The sequence below is a fragment of the Rhizobium indigoferae genome (assembly GCF_034554815.1).
Lineage (GTDB): Bacteria > Pseudomonadota > Alphaproteobacteria > Rhizobiales > Rhizobiaceae > Rhizobium > Rhizobium leguminosarum.
Window position 1 is genome coordinate 73,040 of the sequence record NZ_CP140638.1, and the last position, 16,389, is coordinate 89,428.

At 60.9% G+C, this 16,389-nt stretch carries 16 protein-coding genes; 2 read left to right on the forward strand and 14 right to left on the reverse strand.

The genetic code is table 11. The annotated features are described in order from the left end of the window. Positions 1-7: 7 nt before the first annotated feature. A complete protein-coding gene (locus U5G49_RS32890; RefSeq protein ID WP_193445926.1) occupies positions 8-1,135 on the reverse strand; it encodes a BMP family ABC transporter substrate-binding protein in 1,128 nt (375 codons plus the stop codon). 338 nt (positions 1,136-1,473) lie between these two features. Between U5G49_RS32890 and U5G49_RS32895 the strand changes: the two genes are divergently transcribed. Continuing rightward, entirely contained in the window at positions 1,474-2,148 is a 675-nt protein-coding gene (locus U5G49_RS32895) for a GntR family transcriptional regulator (protein ID WP_018246795.1), read from the forward strand. A 92-nt stretch (positions 2,149-2,240) separates the two neighbouring features. Here the strand turns inward: U5G49_RS32895 and U5G49_RS32900 are convergent, their stop codons facing one another. From U5G49_RS32900 to U5G49_RS32920, 5 genes are all read right to left on the reverse strand, one after another. Beyond that, positions 2,241-3,038 (reverse strand): ABC transporter ATP-binding protein, encoded by a 798-nt coding sequence (locus U5G49_RS32900; protein ID WP_168319924.1) that lies wholly within the window; start codon positions 3,036-3,038, stop codon positions 2,241-2,243. An 11-nt stretch (positions 3,039-3,049) separates the two neighbouring features. Further along, a complete protein-coding gene (gene ntrB / locus U5G49_RS32905; protein WP_168278304.1) occupies positions 3,050-3,943 on the reverse strand; it encodes a nitrate ABC transporter permease in 894 nt (297 codons plus the stop codon). A 59-nt stretch (positions 3,944-4,002) separates the two neighbouring features. Next, entirely contained in the window at positions 4,003-5,316 is a 1,314-nt protein-coding gene (locus U5G49_RS32910; RefSeq protein ID WP_193445925.1) for a CmpA/NrtA family ABC transporter substrate-binding protein, read from the reverse strand. A 467-nt stretch (positions 5,317-5,783) separates the two neighbouring features. Beyond that, entirely contained in the window at positions 5,784-6,788 is a 1,005-nt protein-coding gene (locus U5G49_RS32915; protein WP_018246791.1) for an inorganic phosphate transporter, read from the reverse strand. Then, positions 6,788-7,432: a DUF47 domain-containing protein gene (locus U5G49_RS32920; RefSeq protein ID WP_018246790.1), complete on the reverse strand. Its 645-nt coding sequence runs from the start codon at positions 7,430-7,432 to the stop codon at positions 6,788-6,790. The genes U5G49_RS32915 and U5G49_RS32920 overlap by 1 nt, the downstream gene beginning before the upstream one ends. Positions 7,433-7,528: 96 nt before the next feature. Here U5G49_RS32920 and U5G49_RS32925 point away from each other — a divergent pair, with 96 nt between their 5' ends. Next, positions 7,529-8,062, forward strand: a complete 534-nt coding sequence (locus U5G49_RS32925; protein ID WP_193445924.1) for an NUDIX hydrolase — start codon at positions 7,529-7,531, stop codon at positions 8,060-8,062. Between the two features lie 94 nt (positions 8,063-8,156). On the opposite strand, the gene U5G49_RS32930 is transcribed toward U5G49_RS32925, so the two are convergent. From U5G49_RS32930 to U5G49_RS32965, 8 genes are read right to left on the reverse strand one after another with little or no spacing between them, the layout of a single operon-like run. Next, positions 8,157-9,068, reverse strand: coding sequence for an ABC transporter permease (locus U5G49_RS32930; protein ID WP_018449138.1), 912 nt, complete (start codon positions 9,066-9,068; stop codon positions 8,157-8,159). Beyond that, positions 9,065-10,165 (reverse strand): ABC transporter permease, encoded by a 1,101-nt coding sequence (locus U5G49_RS32935; RefSeq protein ID WP_193445923.1) that lies wholly within the window; start codon positions 10,163-10,165, stop codon positions 9,065-9,067. Before U5G49_RS32935 ends, U5G49_RS32930 begins: the two co-directional genes overlap by 4 nt. After that, on the reverse strand, positions 10,162-11,685 hold the full coding sequence (locus U5G49_RS32940) for an ABC transporter ATP-binding protein (protein WP_193445922.1): 1,524 nt from the start codon (positions 11,683-11,685) through the stop codon (positions 10,162-10,164). The genes U5G49_RS32935 and U5G49_RS32940 overlap by 4 nt, the downstream gene beginning before the upstream one ends. Positions 11,686-11,688: 3 nt before the next feature. Beyond that, positions 11,689-12,786 (reverse strand): BMP family ABC transporter substrate-binding protein, encoded by a 1,098-nt coding sequence (locus U5G49_RS32945; protein WP_018449141.1) that lies wholly within the window; start codon positions 12,784-12,786, stop codon positions 11,689-11,691. Positions 12,787-12,811: 25 nt separating this feature from the next. Continuing rightward, on the reverse strand, positions 12,812-14,191 hold the full coding sequence (locus tag U5G49_RS32950; RefSeq protein WP_193445921.1) for an amidohydrolase: 1,380 nt from the start codon (positions 14,189-14,191) through the stop codon (positions 12,812-12,814). A 1-nt stretch (position 14,192) separates the two neighbouring features. Continuing rightward, entirely contained in the window at positions 14,193-14,852 is a 660-nt protein-coding gene (locus U5G49_RS32955) for a glutathione S-transferase family protein (protein ID WP_193445920.1), read from the reverse strand. After that, a complete protein-coding gene (locus U5G49_RS32960) occupies positions 14,849-15,694 on the reverse strand; it encodes an aromatic ring-hydroxylating oxygenase subunit alpha (protein WP_112907858.1) in 846 nt (281 codons plus the stop codon). The genes U5G49_RS32955 and U5G49_RS32960 overlap by 4 nt, the downstream gene beginning before the upstream one ends. Next, positions 15,691-16,341, reverse strand: coding sequence for a Rieske 2Fe-2S domain-containing protein (locus tag U5G49_RS32965; protein ID WP_193445919.1), 651 nt, complete (start codon positions 16,339-16,341; stop codon positions 15,691-15,693). The genes U5G49_RS32960 and U5G49_RS32965 overlap by 4 nt, the downstream gene beginning before the upstream one ends. Positions 16,342-16,389: the final 48 nt, after the last annotated feature.

The following is a 16,389-nucleotide window of genomic DNA, read 5'->3' on the forward strand; positions in this document are numbered from 1 at the left end:
TCGCGGCTTACGCCGTGGACCCGACAACGCCCTCGACCAGGTAATTCATGCTTTCGAGCTCGATCGCGTCTTCGGCATAGCTCTTGTCGGCAGCCACGACGGTGTCGCCCTTATTGTCCTTCAAGGGTCCCTTGAAGACCGAGAAACCGCCCTTCATCATCTCCGCCTGCGTGGTTTCGAAGGCCTTGCGGCCCTCCGCGGACACGCCGGGGCCGAGCGCGCTCATCTTCACGAAGCCGTCCTTCAGACCACCACGCACGAAGTTGCCGAGCTTTTCGCCGGCCTGCGCCTTCTTGACGAAGTCGCTGTAGACGTTACCCCACGCCCACTCGGCGCCGGTGAGGTACTTTTCGGGAGCAAGCGGGCTCTGATTGGCGTGATAGCCGCAGACGAAGGCGCCGCGGCCGGCAGCCGTCTCGACAACCACTTTGGGGCTGTCGACGTGGCAGGTGATGACGTCAGCGCCCTGGTCAACCAGCGCATTGGTGGCTTCGGCCTCCTTGACGGCAAGCGACCATTCGCCGGTGAAGATCACCTGGCAGGTGATACCAGGATCGACCGTGCGTGCGCCGAGCAGGAAGGCGTTAATATTCTGCAGAACCTGTGGGATCGGCTTGGCGGCGACGAAGCCGATCTTCTTGCTCTTCGTCGCATGGCCGGCGGCGATGCCGTTCAGATACTGGCCCTGGAAGATATAGCCGAAATAGGAGCCCGTATTGGCCGGGTTCTTGCCTTCCTGCCAGAGGCCGCCGCAATGCCGGAACTGGATTTCGGGATGTTTAGCGGCCACGGCCAGCATGTGTGGGTCGAAGTAGCCGAAGGAGGTCGGAAAGAGCAGGGTCGCGCCGTCCAGGTTGATCATGGATTCCATCGTCTTCTGGACGTCGACGGTTTCCGGCACATTCTCTTCTTCGACCAGCGTCACGCCCGGTAGCGCCTTGATAACGGCCGCACCCTCCGCATGCGCCTGGTTATACCCGTAGTCGTCCTTGGGGCCGACATAGATGAAGCCGACGGTCAGCGCGGTTTGGGCTGCGGCGGAGGAGCCGATCAGGCCGGGCATGGCGCCGGCGAGCGCACCGGCAGCTGAAGCCTGGAGGAAATTGCGGCGGTTCATGGAAAGGAGTTTGGTCATCGGAATGCTCCTTGCGGCGCTGGGCCGGTTGTGAACGGGTACAGAAAAGTGCATGCAATGCATGTGCCAGAAATTAATATATTGTTTTTTATAGCTTATCTGAAACGACAAGATCTGCGCATTGCAAAGTGCATGCAGATTGATCGAATCTTTGCGCAAAAAGTAATCAATAGATATTTCTTGTTCATTGTTACTGCGCGGTTGGCATAAAGTCGGATTGCCTGAGGTGCTCGTGCATCAGAAAGCGAAAATTTAACAATATCTTCTCCACTAGATTTGACTTATCGAGTCTCGAACCGCATCTGTATGCAGAATGTTGACGTGAGCAGATTCGTATTGTGAAGCAGACTAGGCGCAGAGAAGTGATCCGTACCGGAACCACCGTCGAACAGATGGTGCGAGCGATTGCCGACATGATCGTCACGGGTGAAATCCTGCCGGGCGCGAAGTTGGACGAGGTGTCGCTCGCGGTTCGTTTCGACGTTTCGCGCACGCCGGTACGCGAGGCTCTGCGTGAGCTGGGCGCCATGGGATTGATTGCGCGTGAGCCAAACCGCAGTGCCGTCGTTACCAATGTCACCGAGGCTTATCTGCATTCGATGTTCGAAGCGATGGCCGAACTCGAAGCGATCTGCGCCAGGCTCTCGGCCGAGCGTATGACGGTCGACGAGCGGCGCGCGCTGGAGCTGGAGCATCGGGGATCGGTGAGGCTCGTGCATGCCGGCGCGGAGGAAGAATATTCGGCTCACAATACCGAATTTCACACCCGGCTTTATCGTGGCGCGCATAATGATCATGTCTTCGAGATGGTGACGCAGACGCGGGCGCGGCTCGCGCCTTTTCGGCGGGCACAGTTCCGTCTGCCCGGGCGCCTGGCAAAATCCTACGAGGAGCACGGCCGGATCGTCACCGCGATCATGCGCGCGGACGCAGCCGCCGCGGGGCAGGCGGCTTATTCCCATGTGGAAATTGTCAGCGATGCCAGCGCGGTCTTTGCAACGCCCGGGGAATAAAGAGGGCCCAACGCCTAAAATCAGGCGCTGCCGGACCCGCCACGAAGACGAAAAAATCACGGCCGGCAAACGCCGAGGTTATTTCCCGGTTTCTACTCCGCCGCTTCGATGAAGCGGTGGCGTTCATAGAGGAATTTCAGCACGGCTTCACGGCATTTGAGATATGTCCGATCGGAGGCGAGCTCGATGCGATGGCGGGGGCGGGGCATGGTCACATCGAGCACTTCGCCGATACGGGCCGCCGGGCCGTTGGTCATCATGACGATGCGATCGGACAGCAGCACCGCTTCATCGACGTCATGGGTAATCATCACCATCGTATTGCCAAGCCGTGCGTGGATTTCCATCACCGCGTCCTGAAGATGGGCGCGGGTCAGCGCATCGAGTGCGCCGAAGGGCTCGTCGAGCAGCAGGATCTTCGGCTCCATCGCAAGCGCGCGGGCAATTCCGACGCGCTGTTTCATGCCCCCGGAAATTTCCGAAGGCCGCTTATCCCTCGCATGCGCCATTTGCACAAGGTCGAGGTTGGCCATAACCCAGTCATGCCGCTCGGCCTTGGTCTTCGTTCTGCTGAAGAGTTTGGAGACGGCGAGATTGACGTTCTCATAGACCGTCAGCCAGGGCAGCAGCGAGTGGTTCTGGAAGACGACGGCGCGCTCCGGTCCCGGTCCGTTGACCTCTCGGTTTTCAAGCAGCACGGCGCCTGCCGAAACCGGCGTCAGGCCGGCGATAAGGTTGAGGAGAGTGGACTTGCCGCAACCCGAATGGCCGATGATCGAGACGAATTCGCCCTCGGAAATCGTCAGGTTGATATCCTTCAGGACCTCGGCGCGGACGCCGCCCCGATCGAAATGTTTGTCGATATGATCGAGCTTAAGATAGGCGTTCATAAATACCTCCCTCAGTTGGCCATGGCGCCGCGGGTGATGAGTTTGCCGAGCGCAGCCACCAGCTTGTCGAGAGCGAAGCCGACGATGCCGATATAGACGAGCGCGACGATGATGTCCGAAAGGCGCGACGAGTTCCACGCGTCCCAGATGAAGAAGCCGATGCCGACGCCGCCCGTCAGCATTTCGGCCGCGACGATGGCGAGCCAGGAGAGGCCGACGCCGATCCTGAGGCCGGTGAAGATGTAGGGCGCTGCCGATGGCAGCATGATCTTCCAGAAAAATTCGAACTGATTGAGGCGCAGCACCTCGGCGACATTGCGGTAATCCTGCGGGATATTGCGGACGCCGACGGCGGTGTTGATGATCACCGGCCAGATCGAAGTGATGAAGATAACGAAGATCGCCGAAGGGTTGGAATCCTGGAATGCCGCGAGCGACAGCGGCAACCAGGCGAGCGGCGGAACCGTCCGCAGTACCTGGAAGATCGGATCGAGGCCACGCATCGCCCAGACCGACTGGCCGATGATCGCACCGACGATGACGCCAGCGACCGCGGCAAGGCCAAAGCCATAAACGACGCGCTGCAGCGAAACGAGCACGCGCCAGCCGAGCCCGATATCCTGGGAGCCGTAGTTGAAAAACGGAAAGGCGATCAGGTCAAAGCTATCCTGCCAGACCCGATGCGGCGAAGGCAAAGACGCATCGGCCGATGAACAGAGCACCTGCCAGACGAGCAGGATAAGTGCCAGCACGACGACCGGCGGGATGACATTGCGAAGTGCGGTCAGTACCGCTCGCCGAAAATCGATCCGCGATCCGTGTTTGCCGGAAAATGGCACAACCTTTGCTGCCGGCTTGGCAGAGGCGGCCATGGAGGGATTTTCTTTATTTGCCAGGGCGGACATCAACGCGCTCCTCACGTGAATGAAAGGCCGGCGCGCCCGTCGCGCGCCGGAGGCGGGGGTCAGGAGGCAGCCTTGATCGAAAGGCTGTCGAGATAGGCGGAAGGATTTTCCGGGTCGAAGACCTTGCCGTCGAAGAAAGTCTCCTTGCCACGAGAAGACGATGCGGGAATATCGGCAGCCGCGACGCCGAGATCCTTGGCGGCCTCGCGCCAGATATCTTCGCGGTTCACCTGGTTGACCAACGCCTTGATGTCGGTGTTCGCCGGCAGATTTCCCCAGCGGATATTCTCCGTCATGAACCAGGTATCGTGGCTCTTGAACGGGTAGGAGGCGCCGTCCTTCCAGAACTTCATATAGAGGTCGGTGGCCTTGACCTCGCGGCCATTGCCATAATTGATGTCGCCCTTGAGGCGGCCGAGTACGTCCTTCGTCGGAACGTTGAACCATTGGCGCTTGCCGAGAATGTCAGCCATCTCCGCCTTGTTGTCCATGCTTTCGCACCACTGCTGAGCCTCCATGACAGCCATCAGCAGGGCCTTGGCAGCATTGGGATTCTTTTCGATCCAGTCGGCGCGCAGTCCGAGCGCTTTTTCGGGATGGCCCTTCCAGAGCTCGCCGGTGGTGGCTGCGGTAAAGCCGATGCCCTGGTTGACGAGCTGCTCATTCCACGGTTCGCCCACACAGAAGACGTCCATGTTGCCGACCTTCATGTTGGCAACCATCTGCGGCGGCGGCACGACGATGGTCGAAACGTCCTTGTTCGGATCGATGCCGCCGGCGGCGAGCCAGTAGCGGATCCAGAGGTCATGAGTGCCGCCCGGGAAGGTCATGGCGGCCTTGATCTCCTTGCCCTCCGCCTTCTTTTTCTCGAATGCCGCCTTCAGCTTGGAGGAATCGAGCTGCACGCCGGTTTCGGCATATTCCTTGGCGACGGAAATGCCCTGGCTGTCGAGGTTGAGCCGGGCGAGGATCGCCATCGGCACCGGCTTATTGTTCTGCGTCACCTTGCCGGTATGCATGAGATAGGGGAGCGGCGAGAGGATATGGGCACCGTCGATGCCGTTTGCTGCGCCGCCCAGCACGAGATTGTCGCGGGTCGCACCCCAGGATGCCTGTTTGGCCACATCCGTTTCCGGAAGGCCATGCTTGTCGAAAAAGCCCTTTTCCTTGGCGATGATCAGCGGTGCGGAATCGGTGAGAGCGATAAAGCCGAGCTTGACACCTGTCACCTCAGGGCCTGCTCCGGCTGCGAAGGCGCCGGACGGAAAGGCAGCCTTGACGGCGCCGATGAGGGCAGCCGCTGCGGTCGTCTTGAGCATGCTGCGGCGAGTCATGCCGGTTGTCGAAATCCCAGTCTGCAAATTCTTTGTCATGCGCAGGTTCCCTCTGCTGGCTGAATTTGGACACAAAAAAACGCCGCCGGAATTTGCGTCCAGGGGATGAGAGAATCCCGGATTGCAAAGACCTTGCGACGTCGGTGTCTGTTGTAGGCGCTTATGCCGCGCCTATCTGCACCGGTCGCCGTTGACCGATGCGTCTCAGAACCTGCAAGCAGCGTGCCAATTTCGAGAGGAATTGGTAACAGCATGAAGCAAAAGGAGAAATGGTAAGAATTGACGAATGCTTATTTCTTAGGCTTTCTATTTTCTGCTTCCGTTTTGTGCGATTGCTAGCGTAGTGGCGGTCATGGGAGCGCTCTATTTGTGCAGTGCACGTAATATCGAAGCTACATGACGCAGGCGGCAGAATGGGTTCTGCTCGCTTTATTCGTCGGTAATTGCCAACAGCAAAGCTCAAGAGGGAAGGGCAAGCGTGGCGATTGCCTCGCCATCACGTCATTTCATTGCAGCAAGGATACGAGGCCGTAGAACGCTGCGGATATTGCTGCAGCCGCCGGCATCGTAACGATCCAGGCTATCACGATGTTGCCGGCCAATCCCCAGCGCACGGCCGAGACACGACGAGCTGCGCCCACTCCAACGATTGCTCCGGTGATGGTATGCGTCGTCGAAACGGGAATTCCGAGCCACGTCGCTCCGAAGAGTGTCAACGCTCCGCCCGTCTCTGCGCAGAAACCTTGCATGGGATTGAGCCGGGTGATCTTCGACCCCATGGTATGAACGATCCGCCATCCGCCAAAGAGCGTCCCGAGAGCCATTGCCGACTGGCAGGAAATGACCACCCAGAAAGGCACGTAGAATGTCGGGCCGAGATATCCCTGGCTGAACAAGAGCACCGCGATGATGCCCATCGTCTTCTGCGCATCATTCCCGCCGTGGCCAAGCGAATAAAGCGAAGCAGACACAAACTGCATGACGCGAAATGTGCGATCCACCGCAAACGGCGTTTGCCGGATGAATAACCAGGAGACGGCGAGCACCAGCACGAGGGCAAGCAGGAAGCCGATGGCTGGCGAAAGGAAAATGGCACCGACGGTCTTTAGGAGGCCGTTCCAGACGATCGAGCTGAAGCCCACCTTTGCCAGACCGGCCCCCACCAGCCCACCGACAAGCGCATGCGACGAGCTCGACGGAATCCCGAAAATCCAGGTAAGAATATTCCAAATGATGGCGCCCATGAGTGCGGCGAAAATCACTTGAGGCGAAACGATCGCAGGATCGATGATGCCGGTCCCCAGTGTTTCGGCCACGTGCAGGCCGAAGAACAGGAATGCGATGAAGTTGAAGAATGCTGCCCAGGCGACCGCATATTGCGGCCGCAGGACGCGGGTCGAGACGATCGTGGCAATCGAATTGGCCGCATCATGCAGACCGTTGAGAAAATCGAAGAACAGGGCGACGACGACCAAGCCGACAAGCAGCGGCAGAGCGAGGGAGGCTTCCATCAGACGTTCTCGATGAGAATGCCGCTGATTTCGTTGGCGACATCCTCGAAGCGGTCGACGACTTTCTCCAGCTCTCCGTAAATTTCGCTTCCGATCATGTAGGCCATCGCATTGCCGCTGGCGCCATGTCGCAGAAACAGATCCTTCAAACCCTGGTCGTGGAGCTCATCGGAACGTCCCTCCACGCGGGTGACCTCCTCCGCGATGGCCGCGAGGCGCTGCGCATTGGCTCCCAATCTGTCGAGGAGGGGTATCGCTTCCGCGACAAGGTTTGCCGCCTTGACGATTTCACTGCCCATCTCCTGCATGAGCGGATCGAAGCTGGATTGCTCGAACAAGCGGATCGTCTTGACTGTCTTGTGCATCATGTCGATCGCATCATCCATCGACTGAATGAGGTCTTTGATGTCTCCCCGGTCGAAGGGCGTGATGAAGCTTCGTCGAACGGCAAGAAGAACGTCACGCGTGACGTCGTCCGCCTCGTTTTCCAATGCGACGATTCGATCGCAGTTTTCCTGAACGTCATTGCCCTTCAGAAGTTGATCGAGGGCGTGCGCCGCAGCAACGACGGTCTTCGAGTGCTTGGAAAACATTTCAAAGAATCTGTCTTCCCGTGGCATCAGCTTGCGAAAAATGCTCATCATGCCTGCGAACCTTCCTCGTGCGGCCGATTGTCATAAAAGTGTCATAAACACGCTCAGGCAATTGAAGCAACATGCAAATTCGGTAATTCAATCAATATGACGCCTAGCAAAAAAGCCAGGAAGCCTCGACCGGACAAGTCCCAACCACTGCTGCGACAGCTCGCTGCTGTTCCTGAAGTGCTGTTCGCCGGTGCATTCCGTCAACAATATGGTGCTATTTGCTTCCGTCACGGCAATGGCGGATCCGAGGTCGAAATCCTGGTGATCACATCGCGCGAGAGCGCACGCTGGGTCATCCCGAAAGGATGGCCGATGAAGGGGAAAAAGCCTTTCGAAGCAGCAGCAATCGAGGCCTGGGAGGAGGCAGGCGTACGCGGGGTGGTGAAGAAGAAGCCGGTCGGCCGCTATACCTATCTGAAAGAACTCGACAATGGCGATGTGGCGCCCTGTATCGTCGACATGTTTCAGATTGAAGTCACGGAGGTCAGCGGCGATTTCAAGGAGCGGGGTCAGCGTATTCTCGAATGGGTCAGCCCGGATGAAGCGGCAAGACGCGTTCGCGAGATCGAACTCAAGTCGCTGCTCGTCCAATTTGACGCGCGCGGTGGCAAGAAACGCGATCGCGGCTGACCACGGGCTTTTTCGGCGACACGTTACACCGCCGCGCGTCTTTTTAAGGAATTATGCAGTAGGCGTTTGATCCCGAAACCCGCCTTCCGCACCCCTATCGCTCGAATGGTTCGCCGAGTGAAGCGACGCCGTTCAGCTTAAGCAGACGACGGTCAGCGGAGATGATGCCGAGCACGATGATCGTGACGAGATATGGCAGGCTCGAGAGCAATTGCGAGGGAACGTCCAGTCCGGTTGCCTGGGCTGCAAGCCCCATCAGCGAGACCGCCCCGAAGAGGCAGGCCCCGAGGAAGATTCGGCCGGTGAGCCAGGTCCCGAAAACGACGAGGGCGATGGCGATCCAACCGCGCCCGGCAATCATTCCATCGGCCCAGAGCGGGGTGTAGACCACCGACGCATAGGCACCGGCGAAACCGGCCATCGCACCGCCGAAGGCGATAGCGAGAACGCGGACCGATATCACCGAATAGCCGATGGCGTGAGCGGCCTTCGGGTTCTCGCCAACGGCGCGGACGATGAGCCCAAGCTTGGTGTAGGCAAATATGGCCCAGAGAGCGAGGGTCGCGGCGAGTGAAATCCACACGACGATGTCCTGGACGAAGAGGCCGCCGACAATCGGCAATTCCGAAAGCCCGGGAAGGGCAAGCTTCGGAAGTCCCCTGACCGTGAGGCTTTCATAGGTCTTGCCGAAAAGCGCGGAGAGGCCCTGGCCAAGGATGCCGATGGCAAGGCCGGCTGCCACCTGGTTTGCCCGGAATCCCAGTGTGACCAAGGCGAAGAGCAGGGAAAGGACAGCGCTGCCGAGCCCCGCGACGACGAAGCCCAGGAGATGTCCGCCGCCCTGGTAGACGATAATGAAGGCGAGCACGGCACCGAAGGCCATCAATCCCTCGACCCCGAGGTTGAGGACGCCGGCGCGTTCGGCCACCAGTTCGCCGAGGGCTGCCAGAAGAAACGGTGTCGCAGCCGCAAGCATGCCGGCAAGAATGAACTCGATCGCGTTCATGACGGGCTCCGATGGGCGGCGCGGCGCCATTCAAGGCGGTAGCGCACGAAGGCGACGGCGATGAGGTAAGCGAGCAGCAGGCTACCCTGGAAGACACGGACGGCGGCGATCGGCAGGTTGGCCGAGACCATGGCATTGTCGCCACCGATATAGATGACCGCCATGACCAGCGCCGAGACCACGATGCCGATCGGATGCAGGCCGCCGAGATAGGCGACGATGATGGCCGCATAACCATAGCCGCTCGCGACCGAACGCTGCAACTGGCCGAGCGGGCCTGCGACTTCGGCGGCACCGGCAAGACCAGCTGCAAAACCCCCGATCAGCAGCGAAAGCCAGATCGCCCAACCTTCCTTAAAGCCGGCATAGCCGGCAGCCCGCGGCGCCAGCCCACCGACCTGCAGCTTGTAGCCGATGAAGCTCCTCTGCATGAAAACCCAGGCCGCAACCGACAAGGCGAGCGTGATGAGGAATGAGACGTTGAGGCGGGTCCCGGAAATCAGCGTTGGCACCATCGCATCATACTGGAACATCACCGACTGGGGGAAGTTGAAGCCGTTCGGATCCTTCCAGGGGCCGAGCAGCAGATAGTTCAGCAGTTGCGCCGCAACGAGGCTCAGCATCAGTGAAACGAGGATCTCGTTGGCGTTGAGGCGCACGCGCCAGAAGGCGGTGAGAGAAGCCCAAAGTGCGCCGCCGATGGCGCCGAGCAGCAGCATCGCCGGCCAGATCCACTGGCCCGTTGCCTGGGGAAACCAGACCGGAATGGCAGAGGCGAAGATCGCACCGAGAATGAACTGGCCTTCGGCGCCGATGTTGAAGACCTTGGCGCGAAAGCCGATCGCCAGTCCCTGTGCGATCAGAAGGAGCGGGCCTGCCTTTAAAAGCACTTCCGAAAATGACGCCCATGAGAGGAAAGGCTCGAAAAGCATCGCATAAACGACCGCGACAGGGTCACGGCCCATCAAGATGTAAAGGCCGAGGTTGAGTGCGATTGCTATGACAAGTGCTATGACGGGCGCCAGCAAGGTCGCAGCAAGCGAGGCGCGCTCCCGGCGGACCAGGGTGGGAACGAAAGCAGGGGACCAAGCACTCATAGATGGACTTTCTCGGGCGAGGCTTGAGCCCCGATCATGTATCGGCCGATCTCCTCGGGCTTCGTGTCCCGCGTTGCGAGCGGCGGGCTGAGCCGGCCGTGATGCAGCACCTGGATGGAATCGCAGAGCTCGAACAGTTCTTCCAGCTCCTCCGAAATGACGAGGATCGCCATGCCCTGATTGCGCAATGCGACCAGACGGCTGCGGATGGCGGATGCAGCGCCGATATCGACGCCCCAGGTCGGCTGCGCCACGAAAAGCAATTGGGGAGACAGCATGATTTCCCGGCCAACGATGAACTTCTGCAGATTGCCGCCGGACAGGGTGCCGGCTTCCGCATCCGGGCCTGGCGTGCGCACATCATACTGACGGATGCAATCCTTGGTGAACGCCATCGCCCGCGCCCTGTCGACGAGACCGTGCCGCAAAAGCTTGAGCGGATGGGCGGTCAGCAGGCTGTTGAGGGCGAGCGACATTTCAGGTACGGCGCCGCGTCCGAGCCGGTCTTCAGGAACGAAGGCAAATCCGAGCCTCCGCCGCGCGGCGGCATCGAGCCTGCCGACGTCCATTCCCACCATGAAGATTCGGTCGCGTTGGTCGCGCCCCAGTATTGTCTCACCTGAAATCAATGCGGCAAGCTCGCTTTGGCCGTTGCCCGAAATACCGGCGATCCCGAGGATTTGGCTGGCACGCACTTCGAGGCTGATGCCGGAGAGCGGCACCGCGAAGGGATCGTCGGGCTGATAATCCAACCCGATGATCTCCAGTCGCTTTTCCCCGCCAGACAGCGGCAGCGCCGAGATGGGGGCGGGCATGTCGCGACCGATCATCATACGGGCAAGGTCATGGGCATCATATTCGCGCGGGTCGACATCCCCGGTCACCCGTCCGCCGCGCAGGATCGTCGCCCGGTCACAGATCGCCCGGATTTCTTCCAGCTTGTGGGAGATCAACAGGATGGAGACGCCGCCGTCGCGCAGCCGGCGCAGCGTGTCGAAGAGCTTCTCCACCAATTGCGGCGGCAGGACGGAGGTGGGCTCGTCGAGGATCAGCAGCTTCGGATCGGTCATCAGGCTTCGGATGATCTCCACCCGTTGCCGCTCGCCGACCGACAGCGCGTGCACATGGGCGAGCGGGTCGACCTCAAGGCCGAATTCCCGTCCAAGCGTCCGAATGCGTTGCTTGAGCTCAGCCTTGCGACCCGGCACGACCAGCCGAATATTCTCAAGGACGGTCAGGGTCTCGAACAGCGAAAAATGCTGGAAGACCATGCCGATGCCGTGGCGCCTCGCCTCGGCGGGGGAGGAGAGGCGCAAGGGTTCTCCTTCCCAGACGACGTCGCCGTCGTCCGGTTGCTCGACGCCGTAGATCAGCTTCATCAGCGTCGATTTTCCCGCTCCGTTTTCTCCGAGGATCGCATGGATCGATTGCGGAGCCACGTCCAGATCGATTGCCTGATTGGCGTGGATCTGGCCGTAGCTCTTCGAAATGCCGCGCAGCGACAGGAGCGGGGTCGTCATGACTTATTTCGGCAACGGCGTGGACACGCCCTTGACGTGCCAGTTCATGGCGATGATCTCGGGGTCGGCCATGGTTGCGCCGGATGCGACACCCTCGCTGCCGTCGGCCTTGGTGATCGGCCCGGTGAAGGGCGAGAAGCTGCCGTCGGCGATCTTTGCCTCGATCTCCTTGATCTTGGCCATCACGTCTGCCGGAACATCCGGATTCCAATCGACCACTTCGACGACCTTGTCGGCGACGCCGAGGAACGCATTGGCGCCCTTGAACGTGCCGGCGAGATGGGCGTCGACCGATGCCTTGAAGAACGGCGACCAGTCCGTCGAGATGCATCCGAGATAGGTTTTCGGTGCGTATTTCTTCATCGAGGAGTTGAGGTTGAAGGCGTAGACGCCGGCTTCCTCGCAGGCCGAGATGACGGACGGCGTGTCCTGGGCGTTGGAGAAGATCACGTCGCACTTCTGCGCGATCAAGGCTTTGGCGGCTTCCTGCTCCTTGGCCGGGTCGAACCAGGAGTTCACCCACACCACCGAGACCTCGATATCGGGCTTGACGGCCTGGGCGCCGAGGGTGAAGGCGTTGATCGAAGTGATGAGTTCGGGAATGGCGAAGGCGGACACGGAGCCGAGCTTGCCGGTCTTGGAAAGTGCTGCGGCAGCCATGCCGAGCAGATAGGTGCCCTGGAAATACTTGGCAGCGAACGGCGAGAAGTTCGGAGCGACCTGGAAGCCGGAAGCATGCAGGACCGTGACGCTCGGGTCGCGGCGGGCGATCTGCAGGGCGCCGTTCTGATAACCGAAAGAGCCGGCAACCAGGAACTTGTTTCCGTCGGCGACGGTCTTGTTCATGATGCGGTCGGCGTCCGGGCCTTCGGCGATATTCTCGAGCACGGTGACCTTCACCTTGTCACCGTAAGCGGCCTTGATCGGCTCGAGACCGGCCGCAAGTGCATGCCCCCAGCCGACGTCGCCGATCGGCGACGGGACGACGAGCGTGATGCCGAGCGGCTCGTCGGCGGCCAAAGCAAGACGGCTGCCGAGCACGCCGGCAAGGCCGGTGGCGGCAGCGGCCGTCATCAGGTTTCTGCGGGTCAGTTTGGTCATGTTCTCAGTTCCCTCTTTTGGTTTTTTAAAATTCCACGGCGGATAGTGCGGCCTCGGCATCGGCTGACAGCTTGGCCTCGTCGAGACCGGGGAATTCGCCCTTCTGCCAGACGATGCGGCCATTGATCATGGTCATATCGGTCGCCATGCCGATGCCGACGCGGGCAATCAGGCTCAGCGGATCGTGCCGCGTGCCGACATAATCCATGCGGCGGGTGTCGATCGCAAACAGGTCAGCGGCCATGCCGGGCGCCAGCCGGCCGATATCGCGCCGGCCGAGCAGGCTGGCACCCCCTGTCGTGCCGTAGCCGAGGAAATCGACCGGCGGCGGCACGGGATGGGCACGGCCGGAGGAGACGAGGCACTGCAGCATATAGGCGGAGTGCAGGCAGTGCATCAGGTTGGAATTGTCGTTGGAGGCCGCACCGTCGCAGCCGAGGCCTATGCGCAGGCCGAAGGCGGCCATGGCGGGAATGTCGGTAACCTCCGCGCCGACCAGATAGACCGGTTCCGGGCAGTGCGCCACACCGGTGCCGCTGGCCGCCATCTTCCTGAGTTCGTCGTGGGTCAGTTCCCAGCAATGGGCATAGAAGGCGTCGGGCCCGGCAAAGCCGAGTTCTTCCAGATAGTCGACCGTGCGCATGCCGTGGCGAGCCTGAATGACCGGGCTCTCGCCTTCCCCGACATGGGTATGCATCATGACGCCGCGATCGCGCGCCAATGCCACCGATTCCACAAAGGTCTCGCGATAGCAATTCACCGGCTGGCAGGGCGCGACCACGACCTGGCGCATGCTGAAGGGGCTAGTATCGTGGTAGGTCTCGATCAGGCGGGCGCAGTCGGCGATGAATTCGTCGGTCGTTTCCAGCATTTCGTCGGGAATGGTCGAGCCTTCCGACTTCGGCAGGGTATTGCCGCCGCGACCGGCATGGAAACGTATGCCGAGCAGTTCGGCTGCTTCGAACTGGCGGTCGATCAACCGCTTTCCGGCGTGCCGGGGGAAATTGTACTGGTGGTCAAAGGCTGTGGTGCAGCCATGCTTGATCATCTCGGCCATCGCCGTGACGGAGGAGTGGTAAAAGCACTCCTCATTGAGCTGCGAAAAGATCGGGTAGATGCGGTCCAACCACTCGATCACCGAAAGCTTCGTCCAGTCGAGATCGGCGCGGTTGCGCACGAAGCACTGAAAGAAGTGATGATGCGTGTTGACGAGACCTGGATAGACGAACCAGCCGGCAGCATCCTCAACGGTCGTGCCGGCAGGGAGCGCGTCCGCCTCCAGATTTTCGCCGATCGCCAGGATCGCCGGACCGCTGGTCAGAAGATCGACATTGCGATGAACGACCGGTCCCTTGCCCTCGTCGATAATCACGGCTGCGCAGTTCTTCAGGAGATATCCAGCCATCTCACGCCTCGCCCGGTTCGATTTGAGGTTCGGGCTTCAACTCGTGCAGCCGGTGAATACCCGGCATCTCGATAAACCTGTCGAGGGCGCGGAGTGCCCGGGACCAAAGCCGGATCGCAGGATAAGCATCCAGCGTGACGCCGCCATCGGGAGCCAGCGCCACATAGGGAAAGCAGGCGATGTCGGCAATTGTCGGCCGGTCGGCGGCGAGGAAACGCATACCGCGAATGCCCTGCTCGACAAGCCCGGCTTCAAGCTCGCGAAGGGCGGCGATGCCCTGGGCCTGCAGCGCGCCGATATCGCCCGGCCGCAGCAGCATTTCATGGAGCCGCGCGCCACCGAGGCTTGCCGTCAGCCGGCCGGAAAAGGACAGCCATTGCTGCACCCGCGCCGCTTCCTCGGCCTTACCGCTGCCGAGCCATTCGGGTGCTGCCTTGGCGGCGAGATAGACGAGGATCGCCGACGATTCCGTCAGGATCAGGTCGCCATCCTCCAGGATCGGAATGGAGCCTGCCGGGTTGAGCGCAAGCAGCTCGGGGCCGCGATGCTCGGCGCCGGGATGGAAATCCACCGGGCGCAGGTCAAGCTTCACGGCGGTCAGCGCCGCCATCAGGCGCACCTTATAGCAACTGGGCGAGAGTATGTAGTCGTAGAGCTTCATTGCGCCACCAGCTGTGCGCCGTAGGTATAATTGTGGCGCTTCAGCCAGCGCCTATAGGCGATCGATGTCAGATCGGCACGCGTCGGGATTTCCATGCCGGGGTCGAGCGGCAACAGCCGCGGGATCTGGTTTTCGAGGATCGACCGGTCCTGCAGAAAGATCGTCTGCTGGAAATGGATGAGATCGGTCATCGCGGTCTCGTCGTCGAAAAGCGCCATCCATGGCCAGACGTCGCAGAGGTCCTCAGCCAGCGGCTGCACGAAGAGCGTGATGACATCCCATTCGCTCGGACGCGGCGGGCAGGTCTTGTAAAGCACGGAGCAGGTGGGCGCCGGCACGCGGTACATATATTCCGTCGTGATCCCGCCGCTTGCCGATTTGGCGGCCTGCGGCTGGTAAAATTTCACCTGCGTTGCCCAGACCTCGTCTTCTTCCTCGCGGATCTCGACCTTGTAGTTCTGGACCTCGGTGTGCGGCTCTGCGCCGAGAATGTCGGTGTGGACGAAGGGGAAATGGGCGATGTCGAGAAAGTTCTCGACCGCACGCAGGGGCGAGCAGCGCACGCGCACCACGCCGACATCGACGAAGCGGCGACCCGGCTGATCGGCCTCGGGAATGGGGAAAAGTTCCTTCTTGGGCTCCCCGAGGGAGGACCAGACATGACCGTAACGCACACGCACCGGCAGAACGCGGCCATCGCCGCCCGTCACCTTCGCATTGCCATCGGCATCGCGCGCCACTTCGATCGGCTCGCCCATCAGCGCCGTCGTGCGACCGGCGCTGTCGAGCTGGCTGAAAAGCCCGACTGGATACCATTCGTTAATCATCGCCTGCATGGTCATTGCGCGATCTCCCTCTGAAGACCCTCAGCTCGGCGGCGCAGGCTCTCGGCGGCGCGTGAAGCATCGATGCCCGCCGCGGGGTCGGTGTCAGCCTTCAGCAGCACATGGATCAACGTCTGTCCGTCTTCCCAAGCGGATAATAACAGACAGACGGCCCCGGTGGATGCGTCGATCTCGACAAGACCGTCAGGGCTCGCCTTCGCACCGGCCGCCGCCTCGATCGCCGCGATGCCGGCGAACGCCGTCAGCGAACGCAAGGGAGTGAAGCCATCAAACCTCGGCGGCTTCGAAGCGGGCGTACCCACAGCCACCCAGATCACGTTATCTGTTTCCTCGACGTCATGGGTGGCGACGCGGATGGTTTCCGGTGGCGTCAGCCCCGGATGGGCCGGAATGCGGAGACAGTTTCCGGCCTGTCCGTAGCTCCAACCGTGATAGATGCAGGAAAGCGTCTCGCCGCGCACGAAGCCGTGAGACAAGCGCATGCCACGATGCGGACAGCGGTCCGCCGATGCCGATATGCGCCCCGAAGCGCTGCGCCACAGGGCAATCGATCCGGCTGCCGTCCGTGCCGGCATCACGGTTCCGGCCGGCAAATCCCGGGAAAGGGCGACTGGCGTCCAAAAGCCGGTCGTAGCGGATGGCATGACTAGAGTTCCCAAACAAAATCATATGCTTGCCGAGCACGCTCCCCC